Annotated in this window: 23 protein-coding genes and 1 other RNA gene; 16 read left to right on the top strand and 8 right to left on the bottom strand. The window is 61.9% G+C overall.

What is annotated here, in order from left to right:
* Positions 1-79: 79 nt before the first annotated feature.
* The 4 genes from HK107_RS05615 (at position 80) to HK107_RS05630 (ending at position 4,794) form a co-directional block, all read left to right on the top strand.
* Positions 80-943 (top strand): universal stress protein, encoded by an 864-nt coding sequence (locus tag HK107_RS05615; protein WP_173197522.1) that lies wholly within the window; start codon positions 80-82, stop codon positions 941-943.
* A 14-nt stretch (positions 944-957) separates the two neighbouring features.
* Positions 958-1,896, top strand: coding sequence for a universal stress protein (locus HK107_RS05620; RefSeq protein ID WP_173197523.1), 939 nt, complete (start codon positions 958-960; stop codon positions 1,894-1,896).
* 42 nt (positions 1,897-1,938) lie between these two features.
* Positions 1,939-3,156 carry a threonine synthase gene (locus HK107_RS05625; RefSeq protein WP_173198800.1) on the top strand — a complete coding sequence of 406 codons (1,218 nt, stop codon included), beginning with the start codon at positions 1,939-1,941 and terminating at the stop codon, positions 3,154-3,156.
* A gap of 78 nt (positions 3,157-3,234) precedes the next feature.
* Positions 3,235-4,794 (top strand): hypothetical protein, encoded by a 1,560-nt coding sequence (locus HK107_RS05630; RefSeq protein ID WP_173197524.1) that lies wholly within the window; start codon positions 3,235-3,237, stop codon positions 4,792-4,794.
* On the opposite strand, the gene HK107_RS05635 is transcribed toward HK107_RS05630, so the two are convergent.
* From HK107_RS05635 to HK107_RS05660, 6 genes are all read right to left on the bottom strand, one after another.
* The gene (locus tag HK107_RS05635) at positions 4,791-5,060 is read right to left on the bottom strand and encodes a hypothetical protein (RefSeq protein WP_173197525.1); all 270 of its coding nucleotides are present in this window, start codon (positions 5,058-5,060) and stop codon (positions 4,791-4,793) included. The two genes, HK107_RS05630 and HK107_RS05635, sit on opposite strands and share 4 nt — an antisense overlap.
* Positions 5,044-5,286: a hypothetical protein gene (locus HK107_RS05640; RefSeq protein WP_173197526.1), complete on the bottom strand. Its 243-nt coding sequence runs from the start codon at positions 5,284-5,286 to the stop codon at positions 5,044-5,046. The genes HK107_RS05635 and HK107_RS05640 overlap by 17 nt, the downstream gene beginning before the upstream one ends.
* Complete coding sequence (gene nudC / locus HK107_RS05645) at positions 5,283-6,191, bottom strand: NAD(+) diphosphatase (RefSeq protein ID WP_173197527.1); 909 nt, start codon at positions 6,189-6,191, stop codon at positions 5,283-5,285. Before nudC ends, HK107_RS05640 begins: the two co-directional genes overlap by 4 nt.
* A complete protein-coding gene (locus HK107_RS05650) occupies positions 6,192-7,040 on the bottom strand; it encodes a phytanoyl-CoA dioxygenase family protein (protein WP_173197528.1) in 849 nt (282 codons plus the stop codon). It abuts the gene before it with no gap.
* 63 nt (positions 7,041-7,103) lie between these two features.
* The gene (locus tag HK107_RS05655; RefSeq protein ID WP_173197530.1) at positions 7,104-7,400 is read right to left on the bottom strand and encodes a winged helix-turn-helix domain-containing protein; all 297 of its coding nucleotides are present in this window, start codon (positions 7,398-7,400) and stop codon (positions 7,104-7,106) included.
* A complete protein-coding gene (locus HK107_RS05660; protein ID WP_173197532.1) occupies positions 7,397-8,023 on the bottom strand; it encodes a hypothetical protein in 627 nt (208 codons plus the stop codon). The genes HK107_RS05655 and HK107_RS05660 overlap by 4 nt, the downstream gene beginning before the upstream one ends.
* Positions 8,024-8,118: 95 nt before the next feature.
* Between HK107_RS05660 and HK107_RS05665 the strand changes: the two genes are divergently transcribed.
* The 8 genes from HK107_RS05665 to HK107_RS05700 all read left to right on the top strand — a co-directional run bounded on the left by HK107_RS05665 (position 8,119) and on the right by HK107_RS05700 (position 11,512).
* Positions 8,119-8,634 (top strand): hypothetical protein, encoded by a 516-nt coding sequence (locus tag HK107_RS05665; RefSeq protein ID WP_173197534.1) that lies wholly within the window; start codon positions 8,119-8,121, stop codon positions 8,632-8,634.
* Complete coding sequence (locus HK107_RS05670) at positions 8,631-9,623, top strand: alpha/beta fold hydrolase (protein WP_173197536.1); 993 nt, start codon at positions 8,631-8,633, stop codon at positions 9,621-9,623. The genes HK107_RS05665 and HK107_RS05670 overlap by 4 nt, the downstream gene beginning before the upstream one ends.
* An RNA gene (gene ffs / locus HK107_RS05675) (signal recognition particle sRNA small type) lies at positions 9,620-9,721 on the top strand. The genes HK107_RS05670 and ffs overlap by 4 nt, the downstream gene beginning before the upstream one ends.
* A gap of 21 nt (positions 9,722-9,742) precedes the next feature.
* Complete coding sequence (locus tag HK107_RS05680; RefSeq protein ID WP_173197538.1) at positions 9,743-10,015, top strand: SemiSWEET transporter; 273 nt, start codon at positions 9,743-9,745, stop codon at positions 10,013-10,015.
* A gap of 121 nt (positions 10,016-10,136) precedes the next feature.
* Positions 10,137-10,538 (top strand): hypothetical protein, encoded by a 402-nt coding sequence (locus tag HK107_RS05685; protein ID WP_173197540.1) that lies wholly within the window; start codon positions 10,137-10,139, stop codon positions 10,536-10,538.
* 14 nt (positions 10,539-10,552) lie between these two features.
* The gene (locus HK107_RS05690) at positions 10,553-10,954 is read left to right on the top strand and encodes a hypothetical protein (RefSeq protein WP_173197542.1); all 402 of its coding nucleotides are present in this window, start codon (positions 10,553-10,555) and stop codon (positions 10,952-10,954) included.
* A complete protein-coding gene (locus tag HK107_RS05695) occupies positions 10,951-11,178 on the top strand; it encodes a helix-turn-helix transcriptional regulator (protein WP_173197544.1) in 228 nt (75 codons plus the stop codon). Before HK107_RS05690 ends, HK107_RS05695 begins: the two co-directional genes overlap by 4 nt.
* Positions 11,179-11,182: 4 nt before the next feature.
* A complete protein-coding gene (locus HK107_RS05700) occupies positions 11,183-11,512 on the top strand; it encodes a hypothetical protein (RefSeq protein WP_173197546.1) in 330 nt (109 codons plus the stop codon).
* On the opposite strand, the gene HK107_RS05705 is transcribed toward HK107_RS05700, so the two are convergent.
* Positions 11,502-11,783 carry a hypothetical protein gene (locus HK107_RS05705; protein WP_173197548.1) on the bottom strand — a complete coding sequence of 94 codons (282 nt, stop codon included), beginning with the start codon at positions 11,781-11,783 and terminating at the stop codon, positions 11,502-11,504. The genes HK107_RS05700 and HK107_RS05705 overlap by 11 nt on opposite strands.
* Before the next feature lie 148 nt (positions 11,784-11,931).
* On the opposite strand from HK107_RS05705, the gene HK107_RS05710 reads away from it, so the two are divergent.
* The 4 genes from HK107_RS05710 (at position 11,932) to HK107_RS05725 (ending at position 15,796) form a co-directional block, all read left to right on the top strand.
* Entirely contained in the window at positions 11,932-13,518 is a 1,587-nt protein-coding gene (locus HK107_RS05710; protein ID WP_173197550.1) for a DNA polymerase III subunit gamma/tau, read from the top strand.
* A 4-nt stretch (positions 13,519-13,522) separates the two neighbouring features.
* Complete coding sequence (locus tag HK107_RS05715) at positions 13,523-13,846, top strand: YbaB/EbfC family nucleoid-associated protein (protein WP_173197552.1); 324 nt, start codon at positions 13,523-13,525, stop codon at positions 13,844-13,846.
* 332 nt (positions 13,847-14,178) lie between these two features.
* Positions 14,179-14,784, top strand: coding sequence for a recombination mediator RecR (gene recR / locus HK107_RS05720; RefSeq protein WP_173197554.1), 606 nt, complete (start codon positions 14,179-14,181; stop codon positions 14,782-14,784).
* A 49-nt stretch (positions 14,785-14,833) separates the two neighbouring features.
* Positions 14,834-15,796, top strand: coding sequence for a hypothetical protein (locus tag HK107_RS05725; protein ID WP_173197556.1), 963 nt, complete (start codon positions 14,834-14,836; stop codon positions 15,794-15,796).
* Positions 15,797-15,891: 95 nt separating this feature from the next.
* Here the strand turns inward: HK107_RS05725 and ahcY are convergent, their stop codons facing one another.
* Entirely contained in the window at positions 15,892-17,292 is a 1,401-nt protein-coding gene (gene ahcY / locus HK107_RS05730; RefSeq protein ID WP_173197558.1) for an adenosylhomocysteinase, read from the bottom strand.
* Positions 17,293-17,448 lie beyond the last annotated feature (156 nt).

Below are 17,448 nucleotides of genomic sequence, written 5' to 3' on the forward strand. Positions count from 1 at the left end.
AAACCCTACCGTTGCGCAGGGTCAAAGTTCTCGTGGGGGATCGGCGCTCTTCTTCCTTCGTAGCTGATGCGGAGGCGAGATGTCGGAGGTTGAGCGTAAGGTCGTACGGCCGCGGTCGTTCCCTGAGAGCGGGCCGATTGCAGTAGCAGCGGCCGCAAATGAACGGGGTGGCCGCGCCGTTGCGAGGGGGTGCCAGCTGGCGCGGGAGCTTCGCCGCGATCTTGCCTTCGTCCAGATCATTGACGGCACAGCTTTTCGTGAGCGCCGGTCTACGGAGCTTTCTGACCTTGAGACACGGACGGGCGAGGCTCCTGGCCTGTCGGGTCTCGAGGTGGCTGTCGCCGCCTATCCCGGGCACCATGTGGATCATGAGTATGGCAGGGCGGTCACGCTTTGCGATCATCTGGGCGATGTGGGTGCAGGCCTGGTCGTCATCGGAACCCGCGACATCGGGGCGAAGAACAAGCCTCTTTCAGGCAGCATGACCCAGCGGCTTCTTCAGTACACGCCGTGCCCTGTCCTGGTCGCGCAGAATGCGGCACCGGAACCCTATCACAAGGTGGTCGTCGCCGCCGATTTCTCGGAAGTATCGGAGAGCCTGATCCGCCAAGCGCTGGATCTCGCGCCGGAAGCCAGCATCGAAGTTCTCACGGCCATCGGCGCCAAGGATGATCCCGACGAGGTTCTCAAGGAATTCCGTATGCTCACCGATGCTGCGGCGTTCTCGGAGGATGCGCGCCGCAGGCTGTCCTTCAGGACGATCCCCGGGCACGCGAAGAAGATCCTGGCCAGTGAAATCGCGCGCCTTGCGCCTGACCTTCTCGTCCTCGGAACGCGCGGACGCAGCGCCGTGGCGCAGCTGATCCTCGGCAGCGTGTCGAGCGCCTTCGCCGACAATCCCCCTTGCGATCTCCTCCTCATCCGAAGCGCAGGCCAACACTAGTGAAAGGATATGCCATGACCTTCCAGAACATTCTTCTCGTTGCAGGACCTGATGCTGACCTTGACGGCGCACGGGCGCTCATCCCGCAAGCCAGGGGCCGCGGCGCGACGGTCAGCAGCCTCGGCGTTGTCTCGCGGATGCCCACTGCGGGCGCTGCATCAATTGTCTCCGACGCGGCACGCGGACTGGAGGCGCGGTACGCTGAGCAACTTGGCGAGACCCTTTCCGCCATGGCGGAGCCTGCCTCTCCGCCCCGCATCGGCTACCCGGCGGAAGATGCTGCGCACGTTGCGGCCGAGAAGGGCGCGGACCTCATCGTCACGCCCGGTATCGGCTCCGAGAGTGCAGAGAGCCTTTTTGGTTCTTCAGGAAAAAAGCTCCTCCGGAAGAGCAGTGCGCCTGTTCTTATCCTCCGTAAGGGGATCACTGACGGCAATATCGGGCTAGCCCTCGAGGCGCCGGTCGACGAAGGGGATGCGATCAGCAATCTCAATGACCACCTTGTCGACGAGGCTGTGAAAGCTGCGAAGCTCGTTGGCAAATCGGAGGTGCAGCTCTTCCACGTTTGGACCTCCGGGGGTGCGGAGATCTTCGAGCACCCGCGGGTTGGCCTTTCGCCCGAGGCGGTCAGGCGCTCCGTAGACGCATGGGAGGAGAACCGTCGCGACTGGCTGTTCCGCTATGCTCAGGAAGCGACCGAGCGCTACAAGTCCGAGGGGATCAGCTTCCATGCCCGGCTCCTGATGGGCCCACTTCACAGCGCGCTGCCGGACGCTATCAAGGACTACTCCGTAAGCCTCATGGTCTTAGGGACCGCGAACCGGAAAGGTCTCGCGGGGCTCTTTATCGGCAACACGGCGGAGTGGCTGATCGACAGGATCGAGACGAGCCTCCTCGTAGTGAAGCCGCAGGACACCGCGGAGCTTCTGAGGGAGCTGGCGCTCCGCCGCTGAGCTCCCGTGACAGTCGTGCCTTGGCGCGCTACCCGTCCGGGCATGACCCATGTGACCCATCTTGAATGCTCGATGACCGGCGAGCGCTATGTCGCCGGTGAACCCCACGGCCTGTCGAAGGTCGGACGTCCGATCCTCGTCCGCTACGACCTCGATCAGGTGAAACGGGACCTCACCAAGGAGCAGCTCGCTCAGAGGACGGAAGGGTTCTGGCGCTACCGGGAGCTGCTTCCTGTCGAGAAGGCCGAGAACCGGGTGAGCCTCGGTGAGGTGGTGACGCCGATCCTGCCCTTGCGCCGTATGCAGAAGAAAGTGGGTGCGACGGGCGATCTGCTCGTCAAGGACGAGGGACGGCTTCCTACGGGCTCGTTCAAGGCGCGGGGTCTCGCGCTCGCTGTGTCGATGGCGAAAGAGTTCGGCATCGAGCATATGGCGATGCCGACCAACGGGAACGCTGGAGCCGCGCTGGCCGCCTACGCCTCGGCGGCGGGGATCAGGACGACCGTGTTCTGCCCGGACGATACGCCGAAGGTGAATGTCGACGAGATCGCCTTTCAGGGCGCGGACGTTCGTCTCGTCAACGGCCTTATCAATGATTGCGGCAAGATCGTCGGGGAAGGCAAGGAGGCGGTAGGCTGGTTTGACGTCAGCACACTGAAAGAGCCCTACCGTATCGAGGGCAAGAAGACGATGGGGCTGGAGCTGGCCGAGCAGCTCGGCTGGACGCTGCCCGATGTCATCTTCTACCCCACCGGCGGCGGCACAGGCCTGATCGGCATGTGGAAGGCTTTCGATGAGCTCGAACAGATCGGCTTCATCGGCCCCGAACGTCCGAAGATGGTGGCGGTGCAAGCCACGGGCTGCGCTCCCATCGTCAAGGCTTTCGAGGAAGGCGAGGAGCACGCGCCGGTCTGGCAGGACGCCTGGACGGCTGCTGCGGGTATCCGGGTGCCCGTGGCGGTAGGGGACTTCCTGATCCTCCGTGCCGTGAGGGAGTCGGGGGGCTTCGCGATGGCTGTCGAGGAAGAGGATATCTTCGCAAGCTGGGCCGAAGTGGCGCGAGAGGAAGGTTTCCTCCTTTGCCCTGAAGGCGCCGCGACTTACGCCGCCTACAGACGGTCGCTGGACGAAGGCCTGATCAAGCCGACGGACCGGGCGCTCCTCTTCAATTGCGCAACAGGTCTCAAGTACCCGATGACGGCGGAGGTTGGCCGGCTCGATCGCAGCACGCCGATAGACTACAGCCAGTTCAAGGCTTGAGTTCTCGACTGAGGTCAACCCTTGGCAACATCGTGTCGGTGTGCGCAGCTTGTCTCAGCAAGTCACTGAGGGCACAGGATGCGCTACTCCGCTGATAACGTAGAGCACGCGAAGAGTGAAGACGGCCGCATATCCGTTTACATCGATAAGTATCACCGGTCTGCTGCAGGAATCTTCCCAAATACAACGGTGTATCTTGTTCCTAGCAAGATAGAGAGAGCGCTGATCATCACGACGATCCACCCCGAGAGCTGGGGGGATCTATGGCGAATGGAAGCGGATAACTTGAACAAGCCAGGTGCCTTTCATCATTTGGTGGAGACGCTTTCTCGCAATAATATCAACATTCTTCCCTTTGAAAGCACGTCGGAGCAATTCCAACCGAACGGTGGAGCGCTCTTTCGATCGACATTCATCATCGACCTCAAAGACTACAAGGATGACGTCGATAAAGACTCCGAGGGGCGTAATCAGGTGATGAAGCCATACCTCGTCCCTTACGCTCTCAGGACAACCCTGGCGCTGGCCTGCCAAGACCTTTTGCGACCAAACGATACCGATAGTGATTGGGGCATCACAATCGAACGTATGCGGTATTTCTTTGACCACAAGTCATTGCGTAGCGAGTACGAAGAGAAGGTTTGGAAGAACAAAAGCCTCTCCTTCTCGAAAAGTGACCTGCGGTCACTTTTGCCTCACCTGGATGTCTCAGGCGACATTTCCTACTTCACGATAAGCGACACCGAGAACAAGTACATCAAGATATTCTTCCTCGATGGAAGTGCAGACCCGACAGTTGCACTCCGTATACAGCACGATGAACGCCTTGGTGTTGTTTCAGAGATGACGTCATTGCTGGAGCGTAGAGGAGCCAACATCGAAAGTACCTATAATCGCCTACAGAAGATGGGGGACCGAGCCTATTGGAACGTCCTTTTTGATGTGGCGGAGCAGGAAAAAGTCTACGGCATCATTGAGCAGTTTTCTCATCTCGACAGTGTGCTGAGCATCGATATCAAGCGGACGCATAACGTCGACCGGAAGAAGTTGTTTGAGAAATTCGACAGCTTTCCCAAGGTCCGCCTGGTCAATGCAACGCCGCCGCAGGCACCAAACGGACGAAAGAGCAAGGCTGATGCAGAGGGGTTAAGGCTCGAGCCTGTTTGGGAAGGTAAGGACTTCAGTTTCGATCCAAGGCAAGCCTTCGTCGCTATGCCATTCAGAGAGGACTTCCAAACGCTCTTTGATGAAGTGCTCGTGCCATGTGCGAAAGAGGCCGGCTTCGATGCCGTTCACGCAGATGTACCGAAGCAGGTTCGTCGAGGCGAGAAGCTTTTCGACCGCATACTGAGAATGATTCACGAGTCAGCGTTTGTTATTGCCGATGTCACAGGGGCGAACCCGAACGTTATTTATGAGCTTGCCGTCGCACAGACGATCGGGAGAGACGTCATTCTGATCTGCGACGAGGATAAGTCTGGCCCTGAGGACCATGATGCCTTCGCTCAGATCCCGTTCGATCTGAAGAATTTCGAGATCATCTTCTATCGCTTCGCCTATCGAAACCAACTGCTCGGCAAGATGGCAAAACGCATGGATGCTATGGGGCTTGGCTCAAGGGAAGTCGGGCGCAGCTAGTGGTCTCGCGCTTCAGCCTGTTCCACCAACGCTTCGAGGGCTGATTGCTGGCGTTCGAGGACGTCGGAGAGGCGGGCGATGGTTTGTTGATCGCGCTCGCGTTCGGCCTTCAGGAGGTCGAGTTCTTCTTCGAGATCGCGGCGGATCCTGACACGCATTTGCTCGAAGGCGGCGCGGGCGACGCCTGAGCCGGGGACGAAGTCCATGGCGACCTCGGCGAAGGAGCGGTACCAGCTCTTGCGCTCGCGATCATCCGTTCCGTTCACGGAGGGCCTCCACTCTCGCAATCAGAGCGCTTGACCGGTCCATCACGCGGTCCGCCGCTTCACGGGCTTCGGTGCCGCCAAGGACGGTGCCTTTGACGGCTCGCTTCTCGGCCTTGAGCCAATCCTTGTAGTCGGGGCCCAGGAGCTCTGCATCGGACATGCCTTTGATGTCGCGCCCGTTCCATGCGACGATCTCCTTGGACTTATCATCCGTAGGCGTCGTCATTTCTCGTTGTCGAGCCAGTGCTTGATCAGCTGGTGCGCGATGGCCATGGGCGGAGGACATTGGATTTCGTGGTCGCCATCCATCACCGCCTGCGCTTCGTCGCGGTCAAACCAGCGGGCGGCTTCGATTTCGTCAGGGTCTAGCGTCAGTTCGCGGCCTGAGACCTCGGCGATGAACCCCATCATCAGCGAGGACGGAAACGGCCAAGGCTGGCTGAAGAGGTAGCGCATGGAGGTGGCCTGAAGGCCTGCCTCTTCGAAGAGCTCCCGCTCGCCGCATTGCTCGAGGGTTTCCCCGGGCTCAAGATAGCCGGCGAAGGCGCTCATGAAGTTCTCGGGGAAGTGCGGGCCACGGCCAAGGCAGATGCTGTCGCCATGGACGGGCAGGACGATCGCCACGGGATCGGTGCGCGGAAAATGTTCCGCACCCGTCTTTGTGTTAACGCGCTTGAAACCGCCCTCGCGGCTTTCGGTCCGGTCGCCGTCCCGCGCGCAGTAGCGGTGGTTCTGGTGCCACTGGAGGAGCCACGCAGCTTGGCCGGCAGCTGAAACCTCCTGGGGCGGAAGATAGGGTGCGCACTTTCTGAGCGTTGCGTACTCCGCGACATCGGAGAAAGGCGGCTTCTCAGCACCCGAAGCGTCCGCCGCGAAGATCGGCGCGCCATCCCAGAGGCCGAGAAAGACCACTTCCTTGTCCATCGGCAGTGATTTGAGCGCTGGCATCGCCAGCCACTGGATTTCCGATGTCGTCGGCTGGCGGTCGATTAAAAGCTCGCCCCGCCAGAACAGCATGAGCCGCGCCTTGGGGTCTTCACGCTGGGCCTTCAGCCATGTCTCGTTCTTGCGGAGCACCCCCGCCCGGTCGAGCGGGTTCTGGCAGAAGGCGTTGGGATTGCCGTGCAGCATTTAGTCGTCCTGAAGGCAGCGTTTGGGATGCATACCGTTGACCATGCCGATGAAAGGGGGGTGAACGGAGTAGCCAAGGAGGCGCTGCATCGCTTCGTCCCGGCTCTTCACCATCTCCTTGGGGACGGCGAGGAAATAGTTCTCCTGGGTCCGGCACCAGGGCTCGCAATATTGCGCGGTGAAGGCGAGGCGCGGCTTGTCCGTCTCGTTTCCGCCGCCGCCGTGCCAGGTGGTCCCGAGGAAGAGAACGCAGGAGCCTTCAGGCATCACGGCTTTGACGACCTTGGCATCCGCAGGCGGTGCGCCCGGCCCCCATTTGTGGCTGCCCGGATAAACGACCGTCGCGCCATTATCCTCGGTGAAGGCGTCGATGGCCCAGATCGTGGCGGCGCCGAGATGGGGGCGGGGCCTTGGCCAGTGGTAGAAGGCATCGTCGTGGTGGATCGGCTGGGCCACTTCGCCGGGGAGGATGTTGATCCCCTGGCCCTGGCTGAGAAGGAAGTTCGGCCTCATGACCCGGTCGAGGACGGCCATCACCAGCGGGTGGGCGATCATCGGGTCAGCGGCATAGATCTTGCCTGGAACGCCATAGACACGCTGGGTCTTATCGCCTTCGAAATTATTCCTGCCCGTGCGGGTCAGGTGGGGCATGATCTCTTCGCGATAGGTGTCGAGCTGTTCCTTAGAGATGATGCTCTCAAGGATGACGTAGCCGTTCTCGTTCAACTCTGCCGCGAGGGCGTCGACCTGCTTGTCGTCGGCCGAGCCGATCCCCGCGGTCGATTTGAACGTGCCCGCGAGGTCGGCGTCGAGATAGTCGAGGGTGAGATTGCCAGTCTTCTGGTTCACCGCTGTTTCCTCCGTGATCTTTTTGGGAGGGAGGGTGCCACGCGCGGGCCTGCGCTCCAAGCTCTAGCCGAGGAGAGGTTTCAGGGCGTCGAGGTAGCTTTCGAACGCTGCCCGTCCATCCTTGGTCAGGTGGATCGTCGTCAGGGGGCGGCGGCCCTCGAAGCTCTTCTCCTGGGTGACGTAGCCTGCGTCCTCGAGCTTCCTGAGATGGGTCGAGAGGTTCCCGCCGGTGGCGCCGGTGGTGTCCTTCAGCTCGTTGAAGGTCGCAGGGCTCGCCTGGGAGAGATACGCCATGATCCCAAGCCGCAAGCGGCCGTGGATGGCGTCGTCCAGCTTCCCGGCGTCGAACTCCTCGCTCATGCTTCCTCTGGCAGCGATTTGGGCTCGGCGAGCAACAGCCGGATGCCGGGGACGAGGCTGACGGCAATGACGGCCGCAGCGCCGAACAGGTAGACTTCAGGGCGACCGGCAAGGATCGGAATGACGCCGACGGAGGCCATCGCCATATAGGCAGGGGTCTTCAGCCACCTCGCTCCAGACAGGCTAGCCGTGGTGTAGAGCGCTATGCCGTATCCGGTGAAAGCGACGGCAAGGATGTAGTCGAAGGCGACGACACTCACCTGCCCGGTCGCTGTCCCAAAAAGGATGCCCGCGAAGAAGATCCCTATGGTGAAGCCCGCGATCATCCAGCTAGCAGCCTCTGCCTTGTTGCCAGCTGCGCCCCGGCCTGGCTTGCGCTTCAGGGATCTGAGGAGGAGCGGCATCCCTACGGCGATAGCGATGCCGAAAGCGATCCAGATGAAGGCGATTGTCACCGGAGGCAGGCCGAAGCGGCCATCCAGCACCATCCACTGGCCGGCATAGGCGAGGGGGATCAACGTTCCGAAGAAGACGAAGAAGCGGCCGCCGAGAAGTGGCGCGGAGCTTCCTGCTTCGGCCATATCTCGCATGAAGGCGAGGTCGTCGCGGGTCTGCTCGTTCATCACTGGCTCCTGTCCTTGGCAGAATAGTTTGTAATTCAAACCATCGGATATTGCAACCCCTGTTTCCCGTCGGGCGAACGGTCTAGACGATGCTTATGAGCCGCCTTGCCGTCTTCTCTCTCGCTGCCCTCGCGCTCGCATCCTGTGCCGAGGAGCTGCTGGTCGCGCCCTCCGCGCCGGGGCTTGAGGGTGCGCTGACCGATGGCCGCTGGGAGCATCGCCAGAGGACGGCGGCCACTTTCTGGCCCCCGACGGTCGGCGAGACGCGGTTCTCCGAAATGATCGACTTCACCTGTGTCGAAGGCGCCAAGGGTCAGGTCCGGGTCGTGATTACCGGCGATACCGAGAAGACCGGCCTATGGATCGCGGGCGAGCGCATGAGCGAAAAGACCGTGGTGGTCGAAACCGCCCGGGGCTCGACGGATCTCGCATTCTCGGCAGGTGAGCTGATGCTGCCTTTCAGGGTGGTGCGAACCGATGCTGACTGGCTCCAGCCGCTGAAGACCCCTGGTACGCGGGTGGCGATCAATGCCTATGGCGACCGCATCTACCGCTTTGACGTGACCGAGAAGCTGAGCCGGACCCTCAGCCGTTGCGGGAGCCCCCAATGAGACGACCGCTTTTCCTGATCCCGTGCGGCATCCTCGCGGTGCTGGCGATCTTCATCATCATCCTCTGGACGCCGGACACCGACCGCGAGGCCATGAAGGCGAAGTATGGCGGCGAGGCTGCGCGGTATTCCCTGACCGATAGCGGTATGGAGGTGCACTACCGGGTCTCAGGGCCTGAAGATGCGCCGGCCCTCATCCTGATCCACGGCACCTCGTCGAGCCTCCACACATGGGAGCCGCTGAGGGCTCTCCTCGATGACCGCTACCGCGTGGTGGCGTATGACCAGCCAGGACACGGCCTGACAGGCCCGCACCCTGAGCATGACTATACCTACCCCGGTATGGCCGCAGGTCTCGATGCGGTTTTCGAGGCCGAGAGCATCGAACGAGCGGTCCTGATCGGCAATTCGATGGGCGGCTGGGTCGCCTGGGTCGATGCCCTCGAGAACCCTGAGCGGGTCGAGGCCCTCGTGCTGATCGACGCGCTGGGCATACCGGAGACCGTCGATCCCCACGCCAATCCTGCTTTCGGGATCGCCCAGTCGGCAGCTGGCAGGCTGGCGATGCGCAAGGTGACACCGCGCGGTGTGGTGGCGTCCTCGATCGAGGCGACGGTGGCCGATCCCAAGCTTGTCGATGATGCGATGATCGACCGCTATTGGGAGCTCCTGCGCCTTCCAGGCAACCGTCGCGCCGCCGGTGAGCAGTTCATAAGCCCCCGGGCCGAGCGGTCGGATAAGCTCTCCCAGATCGAGCAGCCAACCCTGATCATCTGGGGTGAGGAGGATGCGCTGATCTTTCCGCTGGCTGCAGACGAGTTCGAGCGCAGAATCCCGAACGCCCGTTCGGTGACCTATGCCGATGTTGGCCATCTGCCGATGGAGGAAGCGCCTGCGCGCACGGCCCGGGACATCTCCGAATTTCTCGAAGCGAATCTTGCCGGTGCCCCCCTTGCGCCCATCGGTTCGGCCAGCGATATACCCCTCTAGGAGAGCCGCGCGGACGTTGCCCTCGCCAACCCGGTCAGGTCCGGAAGGAAGCAGCCGTAACGAGTTTCCGCAGCGGGTCGCGTCGGCTTTCCGCCTTATTCCCAGCTTCGCAGGTCCCCATGCTTGAGCAGATCTTCGTCACGCTCGCAGCGGTCCTGACGACCGCGAGCTTCATCCCCCAGGCGGTCAAAGTGCTCCAGACCAAGGAGACCGAAGGCCTGTCGGCGACCATGTACACGATGTTCACCGTCGGGGTCGGCTTCTGGCTCCTCTACGGCATCGTCGTGGGCTCCTGGCAGATCATCATCGCCAACACGATCACCCTGACCCTCGCCAGCATCATCCTCTTCATGAAGCTGCGCGCGGTCTTCGGCGCCTCTCCAAAACCCTAGCCTTTCTGCGGGTCCCAGCTCCGCAATGTGCGAAATACGCGCCTCCATGTAAAAAATACCTTGCATAAAGTTCGCTGATGCGCACATTGAGAGGGAGCGGAACTTGAAGGAGGGAAAGCTCATGGTGATGCGTGAAAAGGTGACGGCGGGGGTGCTGGCGGTCCTGGTTGTCCTCGCGGTCTGGTTCGGGTTCGAGATCATGGCGCGGGGCATCGAAGCCTCCACCGGGTGGCAGATGCTCGTCGCGGTCCTTGTCTTCGTCATGCTGTCCGGCGGGATCGCAGCGGTGATCGCGCTGTCCGGGCGCTCGAAGACCCAGCAAGTGGATGAGCGGGACAACCGTATCGCCCTCCAGGCCCAGAGCCTGAGGGGCTTTCTCTACCTCGCCCTGTCGTTTCTCGTCCTTGGGCTCGCCATCGGGAACGGCGACTTCGGCCTGGCGAACAGGCTGTTCCTTGCCATCCTCGGCATCGAGATCGTCAGCGGTCTCGGCATGCTCATTCTCTACCGCATCAGCGCCTGAAGGGAGGCGGACCCATGTCTTTCGGTGAAAAAAGCAACTTCGCGATCCTCGTGGCGCTCTTGGTGAGCCTTGCGCTTTACGGCGCGCACCTGACGGGCTTTGGCCTCAGGATCGGGGCCTTCTCCTCGATCCTCGGCGCCGTGATCGGCTTCATCGTGCTGGCGGTAATCGGGCACATCATCATCGCCATCGCAGGCGGGAAAGGCTCGGACCTCAGCGATGAGCGCGACCGGGACGTTGATCTCAAGACCGACCGGTTGAGCGAGTTGACCCTGACCGCTGTGATCCTTGGGCTGATCGCCTACGGCATCGCGCAGGATGACATGCTGCTCGCCAATATCGCCTTCTTCGGCCTCTTTGGCGGGGCGCTGGTGAAAGCCATCGCCAAGCTTGTCCTCTACCGGATGGCGGCATGAGCAAGGCGAAGAGCCGGCTGCAGAACAGGGTGCGGGAGCTACGCTTTTTCGCAAACGAAATGACCCAGGCCGAGCTCGCGGAGAAGGTCGGAGTCACCCGCCAGACGATCGCAGCCATTGAGAAGAACAAATACGCGCCGTCTCTCGAGACAGCGTTTCTCATCGCCGAAGCCTTCGGAAAACCGATCGGTGATGTCTTCAGCTTCGGGCCCAAGGAGGGCTAGAACCATGGGACTTTTACGACCGTCGCTGCTCGGTTTCGGCTGGGCATCGTTTGTGGGGAGCGTCGCAGACGCCCTCATCCTCAGCCACCATCTCATCCTGTCGGTCAGCGGCGAGAGCGCCATGATGGCTTCGGTCAGGGACCATATCCTGGATCATCTGCCGTTCCTCGCCTGGCTGATCCCGCTCGCGCAATGGATCCTGCCTGAGGGATGGGCGGACTGGCTCTTTGCGCTGCCTGCGGTGGGCTATTTCCCGGTGCGGATCCTCTTCAGCATCGTCACTGGCACCCTCGCGCTCCGTTGGGCGGCGCGGATCAAGGCGGCTAGAAGCTGACCCTGCGGTTGAGATTGCACCGGACGAAGGCCCAGTCGATGCGGCTGAAATAGCGGTGCCAGGGCTTGGGCGCGATGAAGCCGATCTTCTCGCCATCGGGCCACAGGGGAACCACGGTTCCCTTGAGCCCCGCCCGCACGGCGGCGTCGGCATAGCCTTCGAGAAGAGCTCTCCGCCTTGCGTCGCCTTCTCTTGCGAAGGTCTCGTCGAGGGGGACGAGGATCATGTCCTGCCCCTGCTCGTTGATATGCGCACACGCGAAAGAGCCCATGATCGCCTCACCGATTGCTCGCTCAGGGCACAATTGTGGCCAATTTCCGGCGCCCTTGGCCATAGTCTCGCCGAATGTGGCAAACGAACCGTTGCTACGGGGTGCTGAACCCCTTTCGCGGCGCGTCCCATGAGGGTTAAGAGAGGCAGTGACTGACGCTGTCCCCTACCAGGTTCTCGCCCGGAAATACCGGCCTACCAGCTTCGATGACCTGCTCGGTCATGACGTGATGATCCGTACCCTCAGGAATGCGTTCGAGGCGGGCCGGATCGCCCACGCCTTCATCCTGACCGGCGTGCGCGGGGTCGGGAAGACCACCACCGCCAGGATCATGGCGCGGGCGCTCAACTACGAGACCGACGAGATCGACCGGCCCACCGTCGATATCAAGGAAGAGGGCCGCCACTGCCGCGCCATTGCGGAAGGCCGCCATCCTGATGTCATCGAGATGGACGCTGCGAGCCGGACGGGCGTCGACGATATCCGTGAGCTGATCGAGGGCGTGCGCTATGCGCCGACCGTGGGCCGCTACAAGGTCTACATCGTGGACGAGGTCCACATGCTCTCGAAGAACGCGTTCAACGCGTTCCTCAAGACCCTCGAAGAGCCCCCGGCCCATGTGAAGTTCATCTTCGCCACCACCGAGATCAGGAAGGTGCCGGTCACGGTGCTCTCCCGTTGCCAGCGGTTCGATTTGGCGCGGTTCGATGCGGTGCAGCTGTCGGGCTACCTAAAAGACATCGCGGAGAAGGAAGGCGTCCCCGCCGAGGATGAGGCCCTGATGCTGCTCGCGCGGGCGGCCCAGGGTTCGGTCAGGGACAGTTTGAGCCTCCTTGATCAGGCGATCCTCTCGCGAGAGGGAGACGCGATCGAGGCGGAAGCCGTGCGCCGGATGATCGGCCTTGCCGACCGGGGCTACAGCTGGGGCCTCTTCGAGGCAGTGCTCAAGGGTGAGAGCCAACAGGCGCTGGAGCTGTTTCGCCATCAATATGATTATGGCGCGGACCCTGCCGAGGTCATCCGTGACCTTCTCGACGTCTGCCATCTGACCACCCGCACCAAGGCCGCAGGGCCTGAGGCGGCGTCCGATGGCCCAGGCGGATCGACCGATGCCGCGGCCGCGCAAAGGCTCGCGGGCGCGCTCTCCATGCCAGCGCTGACCCGCTGCTGGTCGCTGTTGATGACGGCGCTTAGTGAGACCCAAGGCGCGCCGGATCCTGCGGCGGCAGCCGAAGTGGGCCTTATACGTCTAGCCTATGCAGCGACCCTCCCGACCCCCGCGGAGGTGCTGGCTGGCGCGCCCCTCAAGGAGGCGCCGGGAAAGCCTGAGGCGGCGCGCGAAGCGCCGGAGCGGCCCCCAGCGCCTGAACCTGAAAAGCACCAGCTGCCGACGAGCCTCAAGGAGATCGCAGCGCTCGCGGGGGCTCATGGTGACCTCCTCCTGAGGCAGGAGATCGATCAGAAGCTGCGGCTTGTCGCCTTCGAAGGGACGAAGCTCACCGTGGCTGTCGAGGCCGGAGCGCGGGCAGGGCTGCCCGGGCGTCTCCAGAAGGCACTGATCGAATGGACCGGCACCACCTGGGACGTCGAACCGGGTGACCCGATGGCCGCTGAACCTACCTTGAAAGAGGCGCGCGAGAAGGCCATCGAGGAGCATCCGCTGGTCAAGGAAGCCCTCAAGACCTTTCCCGGCGCCACCATTTCCCAGATCCGCCCCATCGGCGGTAAGGAGTAGACTGATGAAAAACTTCGCCGACATGATGAAGCAGGCGCAGAACCTCCAGAAACAGATGCAGGACGCGCAGGAAAGCCTCGCCGCTCTCGAAGCAGAAGGGGTCGCTGGCGGCGGTCTCGTCCGTGTCCAGATGAACGGCAAGGGCTATGCCCGCAAGGTCGAGATCGATCCGAAGATGTTCTCTGAAGAGGACAAGGAAGTGCTCGAGGATCTGATCACCGCCGCAGTCAATGACGCCAAGGCGAAGCTCGAAGAGCAGTCTGCGGAGAAAATGAAAGAAATGACCGCCGGGCTGCCCCTACCGCCGGGTATGAAGCTGCCTTTTTAGGGACTGAAGAGCAGGTCACTCATGCTTCATGCCGCAGGGCTCTTCGTCTATCTTCTGGCGACTTATCTTCTCGGGCGCCTCGTAGGCCGATCTTTGGATTGGTTGGGCGAATTATCTGCGTGGCTTCCGTTACTGGCATTAATCGTGGGTATGGCGCTCCTTGTCTTTCCGGGCCTGCTAATTCTCGATTTCCTAGTGGCCGGTGTGCTTCCCGGAGATAGAGCGAATGCGTTGGAGCCACTTGTTTTCTTCGGAGGTGTTCTCGGTCAGGTCATGTTCTTTCTCCGTGGTGAGCGTGATGAGCGCAGCCCGCTTCACGCAGGGAGACGCTGATGCCTAGAACTACCGCAGGACCCGAGCTCGACCATCTCATCAGCCTTCTGAGCAAGCTGCCGGGCTATGGCCCGCGTTCGGCAACGCGGGCGGCGCTGCATATGCTGAGGAAGCGCGACGCGGTCATGCGGCCGCTGGCTGACGCTCTCTCAAAAGTAGCGGAGACAGTGAAGGCGTGCTCCGTCTGCGGAAACTGGGATGCGTCCGATCCGTGTACGATCTGCTCTGATGAGGCGCGTGACCGATCGGTGATCTGCGTGGTGCAGGACGTCTCCGATGTCTGGGCGCTGGAGAGAGCGCGGGCGCACCGGGGGCTCTACCATATCCTTGGCGGCGTCATCTCGCCGCTCGACGGTATCGGCCCTGATGATTTGCGCATCGACAGCCTCTCCGAACGAGCGTCGGAGATAGAGGTGCGGGAGATCATTCTGGGCATGTCGGCCACCGTCGATGGTCAGACTACGGCGCATTACGTCACCGAGCGGCTCGAGGGCCGGGGCCTCACCATCACCCGGATGGCCCACGGCGTGCCCGTCGGCGGCGAGCTTGATGTCCTCGACGAAGGCACCCTCGCAGCGGCGCTCAAGGCACGGCGGCCCTTTTAGGTTTTCGGTCACACGATTTCCGCTAAGTGGGACCTCGAGAGGAGCCCCTATGACCAAGAAGCGCCGCGCTTTCATGTGCATGGGCGCCTTTGCGCTTCCTTATGCGAAGAAGGCGATCACGTCGCTTCTTGAGGGCTCGCTTGAGCCTGTGGCGATGGTGATCCTGACCGACGGTCCAGACGATGTCGCCGCCGTCGAGGCGGCGCTGGCGGACGAGACGATCCCGGAGCAGCATTCGGTTCGAGTCGTTGGCGAGGAAGAGTGCGCGGCTGTGGCCGAAGAGCGCTGGGCCGACTGGCCGGCGCTCCGGCAGTTCCGGGCGGGTCACCCTTGCTGGCGCAAGATCTCTGATCCGCTCCTCTTCTCGGAAGGCTCCGAGGAGATCATCGTCCTCGACCCCGATCTTTATTTCCCTGGTCCCTTCAGTTTCGAGCCGACGCCGGAGGAGGGGATCCTCCTCATGTGGCAACGGAACAATTGCCTTGGGCCAGTGCCTGCCGTCTGGCGTGCGTTTGAGAAGGGCTACCGCCTCGCGCACCATGTCGATATCGGTGCGGCGCAGCTGCGGGCAGACACGATCGACTATCAATGGTTCTCGGACTTCGTGACTGATCTTCAGACGGAGGAGTTCACCCGGTTCATGCATATAGAGGCTGTCTTTTGGGCGGCCCTCGCGATGAAGGTGGGCGGCGGTTACTATGACAAGGACCGCTGGTTCTGCTGGCAGCGCGGGCAGATCAAGCGGGTGGCTATCCGCCTCGGGATGCCGGGGCCGATGTCCCTCGGTTTCGAACCCATTGAGGCGTCGAAATGCTCGCATCTTTCAGGGCCATCCAAATGGTGGATGGCTGAGCTCGTCAAGCAAGGGAAGCTCCGTGAGCGGAGCGAAGAGCTTGCTGATCCCTCGCCGGTCACCCCGTTCGTCGAGCTGACGAAGGACGACTTCGCCAAGGAGCAGCGGGTCAAGGGGTTGGCGCGGAAGCTCGGGTACCAAAAGTTCGTCGGCAACTGATCGAGACGCGAGCGCTCAAAGAAAAAGGCGGCCCTTGGGCCGCCTTTTTTGTTTCGATGGATCCTGGATCAAGTCCAGGATGACGGTGGCGCTGCTTAGTAGCGGTACTCTTCCGACTTGAAGGGCCCCGCTTGCGGCACGCCGATATAGTCAGCCTGGTCTTTCGTCAGCTCGCTGAGGTCCGCGCCGACATGGGCGAGGTGGAGGGCCGCGACTTTCTCGTCGAGGTGCTTGGGCAGGACGTAGACTTCGTTCTTGTACTTGCCGTCTTCATTGTTCGCCCAGAGCTCGATCTGCGCGAGGGTCTGGTTGGTGAAGGACGCGGACATCACGAAGCTCGGGTGGCCCGTGGCGTTGCCGAGGTTCACGAGGCGGCCCTGTGAGAGAAGGATGATCCGCTTGTCGTCCTTGATGTGGACCATATCGACCTGGTCCTTGATATTCGTCCACGGATAGTTCTTCAGCGCATCGACCTGGATCTCGTTATCGAAGTGGCCGATATTGCAGATGATCGCCATGTCCTTGGCTTCACGCATGTGATCCGCAGTCAGGACGTCCTTGTTGCCCGTGGCAGTCACGACGATGTCCGAACGCTTGATGGCGTCTTCCATGGTGGCGACTTCGTAACCGTCCATTGCGGCCTGAAGAGCGCAGATCGGGTCGATCTCAGTGACAACGACGCGGCAGCCTGCGCCGCGAAGCGAAGCAGCCGAGCCCTTGCCGACATCGCCGTAGCCAGCGACGGTGGCGACCTTGCCGGCCATCATGACGTCCGTACCCCGACGGATCGCATCGACGAGCGATTCCTTACAGCCATACTTGTTGTCGAACTTCGACTTGGTGACCGAGTCGTTGACGTTGATGGCGGGGAAAGGAAGGGTGCCTTCCTTGGCGCGCTGGTAGAGGCGCATAACGCCGGTGGTGGTCTCTTCGGTGACGCCTTTGATCGAGGCTTTGACGCGGGAGTAGAAACCCGGGTCGCGGGCGAGGCGCTTCTTGATCGTCGAGACGAAGGCTTCTTCTTCTTCGTTCTGCGGGTTCTCAAGAACCGAAGGATCGGTCTCAGCCTGCGCGCCGATGAGGATGAGCATGGTTGCGTCGCCGCCATCGTCGAGGATCATGTTGGCAAGGGAGCCGTCCTGCCATTCCCAGATGCGGTCGCAGAAGTCCCAATACTCTTCCAGCGTCTCACCCTTGTGGGCGAAGACCGGCGTGCCAGAGGCCGCGATGGCGGCAGCGGCGTGATCTTGCGTCGAGTAGATGTTGCAGCTCACCCAACGGACCTCGGCGCCGAGCGCTTCGAGGGTGCGGATCAGGACCGCAGTCTGGATGGTCATGTGCAGCGAGCCAGCGATCTTGGCGCCCTTGAGAGGCTTCGCCTCGCCGTACTCGGCTCGGGTCGCCATCAGGCCCGGCATCTCGTGCTCGGCAATTGCAATTTCCTTCTCACCGAACTCGGCGAGGCTGATGTCCTTGACGGCGTAATCCTGTGCCATGGGGTCTCTCCATTCCGTGCAGGCCCTGACGCCTGCCTTGTCCTGAGGGCGCGGGTAGCAAAGGCACAGGAGGATATAAAGCTTTCTTTATATGACCTGCCCGGGCCATCGCAGCCAGGGACGGGACAGGGCGCAGGGCCGCCCTAAATGCCGAGG

Origin of the sequence: Parvularcula mediterranea (assembly GCF_013085255.1) — a bacterium.
GTDB classification, from domain to species: domain Bacteria; phylum Pseudomonadota; class Alphaproteobacteria; order Caulobacterales; family Parvularculaceae; genus Parvularcula; species Parvularcula mediterranea.

What these genes read in the sequence shown, in the direction of transcription:
- HK107_RS05715 (WP_173197552.1), top strand. Translation starts at nt 13,523, where the DNA reads ATGAAAAACTTCGCCGACATGATGAAGCAGGCGCAGAACCTCCAGAAA.
- recR (WP_173197554.1), top strand. Translation starts at nt 14,179, where the DNA reads ATGCCTAGAACTACCGCAGGACCCGAGCTCGACCATCTCATCAGCCTT.
- HK107_RS05680 (WP_173197538.1), top strand. Translation starts at nt 9,743, where the DNA reads ATGCTTGAGCAGATCTTCGTCACGCTCGCAGCGGTCCTGACGACCGCG.
- nudC (WP_173197527.1), bottom strand. Translation starts at nt 6,191, where the DNA reads ATGCTGCACGGCAATCCCAACGCCTTCTGCCAGAACCCGCTCGACCGG.
- HK107_RS05725 (WP_173197556.1), top strand. Translation starts at nt 14,834, where the DNA reads ATGACCAAGAAGCGCCGCGCTTTCATGTGCATGGGCGCCTTTGCGCTT.
- HK107_RS05655 (WP_173197530.1), bottom strand. Translation starts at nt 7,400, where the DNA reads ATGAGCGAGGAGTTCGACGCCGGGAAGCTGGACGACGCCATCCACGGC.
- HK107_RS05665 (WP_173197534.1), top strand. Translation starts at nt 8,119, where the DNA reads ATGAGCCGCCTTGCCGTCTTCTCTCTCGCTGCCCTCGCGCTCGCATCC.
- HK107_RS05630 (WP_173197524.1), top strand. Translation starts at nt 3,235, where the DNA reads ATGCGCTACTCCGCTGATAACGTAGAGCACGCGAAGAGTGAAGACGGC.
- HK107_RS05620 (WP_173197523.1), top strand. Translation starts at nt 958, where the DNA reads ATGACCTTCCAGAACATTCTTCTCGTTGCAGGACCTGATGCTGACCTT.
- HK107_RS05705 (WP_173197548.1), bottom strand. Translation starts at nt 11,783, where the DNA reads ATGGGCTCTTTCGCGTGTGCGCATATCAACGAGCAGGGGCAGGACATG.
- HK107_RS05690 (WP_173197542.1), top strand. Translation starts at nt 10,553, where the DNA reads ATGTCTTTCGGTGAAAAAAGCAACTTCGCGATCCTCGTGGCGCTCTTG.
- HK107_RS05615 (WP_173197522.1), top strand. Translation starts at nt 80, where the DNA reads ATGTCGGAGGTTGAGCGTAAGGTCGTACGGCCGCGGTCGTTCCCTGAG.
- HK107_RS05695 (WP_173197544.1), top strand. Translation starts at nt 10,951, where the DNA reads ATGAGCAAGGCGAAGAGCCGGCTGCAGAACAGGGTGCGGGAGCTACGC.
- HK107_RS05625 (WP_173198800.1), top strand. Translation starts at nt 1,939, where the DNA reads ATGACCCATGTGACCCATCTTGAATGCTCGATGACCGGCGAGCGCTAT.
- HK107_RS05700 (WP_173197546.1), top strand. Translation starts at nt 11,183, where the DNA reads ATGGGACTTTTACGACCGTCGCTGCTCGGTTTCGGCTGGGCATCGTTT.
- HK107_RS05640 (WP_173197526.1), bottom strand. Translation starts at nt 5,286, where the DNA reads ATGACGACGCCTACGGATGATAAGTCCAAGGAGATCGTCGCATGGAAC.
- ahcY (WP_173197558.1), bottom strand. Translation starts at nt 17,292, where the DNA reads ATGGCACAGGATTACGCCGTCAAGGACATCAGCCTCGCCGAGTTCGGT.
- HK107_RS05660 (WP_173197532.1), bottom strand. Translation starts at nt 8,023, where the DNA reads ATGAACGAGCAGACCCGCGACGACCTCGCCTTCATGCGAGATATGGCC.
- HK107_RS05685 (WP_173197540.1), top strand. Translation starts at nt 10,137, where the DNA reads ATGGTGATGCGTGAAAAGGTGACGGCGGGGGTGCTGGCGGTCCTGGTT.
- HK107_RS05670 (WP_173197536.1), top strand. Translation starts at nt 8,631, where the DNA reads ATGAGACGACCGCTTTTCCTGATCCCGTGCGGCATCCTCGCGGTGCTG.